Origin of the sequence: Aliivibrio sp. SR45-2 (genome assembly GCF_963890165.1) — a bacterium.
Taxonomy (GTDB): Bacteria; Pseudomonadota; Gammaproteobacteria; order Enterobacterales; family Vibrionaceae; genus Aliivibrio; species Aliivibrio salmonicida.
In genome coordinates, this window is the sequence record NZ_CAWPRC010000061.1 from 1 (window position 1) to 1,424 (window position 1,424).

Below are 1,424 nucleotides of genomic sequence, written 5' to 3' on the forward strand. Positions count from 1 at the left end.
AATCACAAAACTAAAGGCAAACCCAGAACGCCGAATGTAATAAATCGTGTTGATGCGATTGTTGTGCGTGCTTACTTTCGGCTTGGCCAACTTGGTAAAGAACTGCCCTGCCAAGATTTTCTAAGCCCTGATTCTAATTTACCGATAGCAATTAAGCGAACAAAATGTTCTTAAATTGCGTGATTAAGTAAATGGAAAACAGATACATTTTTTACGCCATTTGAACGACTTGGTTTCAGCTAATTTGGAACTGATAAACCAAATATCCTAACCACAGTTGGGATTGAAAATACTGCGAGGAAAACACTGATGCAAACTAAAATGAGGCATAACCAAAGAACAATTGAAGCGTAAAATAGCTTCTGAAACGCCTAAAATTAGGTAAATAAGGGTTAATTTGCCGAACCTGACGATACGAAAGCAAAAAGGCAACAAAGAAGAAAGGAACGCTTACTAAGCCAAAACTATGAAAGCCGCGATCCTATTGATGAACCGTGCAAAAAATTTCGGACTCAGTACGCACAACGCCTGCATAACACGTTTGCTACCATGCAGATTGAGCCTAAATTTACCACTTAACATGGTAAACTCAAAGAAACCTAGAATGCCGAATGTAGCAAATCGTGTTAATGCATTTGTTATATGTTTTCAGATATAGGATTAGTTCTTTTTATAAACTCATAACCGGCAAGCATTGGTTCGTGATTAAATAAGTTACCATCAAGCGTAGTCGCACCATAACCATATAATTCAGCTGCATAAACACCATCGGTTAAATCTCTATACAAAGTAGCATCAAAAAATTGGTAATTTTCCAACATTAACCAGCAATGTACTTTTTGCTTACCAATTTCAATACCAGATCTTAACTGTTGTTTTAAGTCATCAATACTACAGTCTATATAAGCACGGTCATTGATTAGAACATCACCGAATATGAGCTCAGATAAGTAACCATGCTTAATCAATTCATTTTTTAATTGATTATGTACATATAAACAGCCTCCTGATATATGGTCATAATTAAGTATTGGTTGAAGTTGGTCTATCACAGAAAAAATATTCACAAAATCTTTTTGACTAAGAGGTCGAAATTTAAAGTACTCTGGGTTTAGGCCTAATTCTTTAGATTCCTCATATGTTGTCACTAATTTTTTACTGTATTCACAGTGATTCTCTGTTATTTCATTGAACATTTTTAAACATCCTTAAAGTAAAATACTTTTGAACATATAACGCCTGCATAACACGTTTGCTACGATACAGACTAAACTGAATTTTACTGCCTTAATCACTGAAACTAAAGGCAAACTGACAACGCCGAGTGTAGCAAATCGTGTTGATGCATTTGTTATAACCGTTTTTCCATGCGTGACAAGTCCCAACTCTCACCATCAAATGATAAGCTATTAGTTACCTGCTCA

General features: G+C 35.4%; 1 protein-coding gene. It reads right to left on the bottom strand.

Annotation, left to right across the window (positions count from 1 at the left end):
• Positions 1-638 precede the first annotated feature (638 nt).
• Complete coding sequence (locus AACV33_RS02995; protein ID WP_182700726.1) at positions 639-1,196, bottom strand: hypothetical protein; 558 nt, start codon at positions 1,194-1,196, stop codon at positions 639-641.
• Positions 1,197-1,424 lie beyond the last annotated feature (228 nt).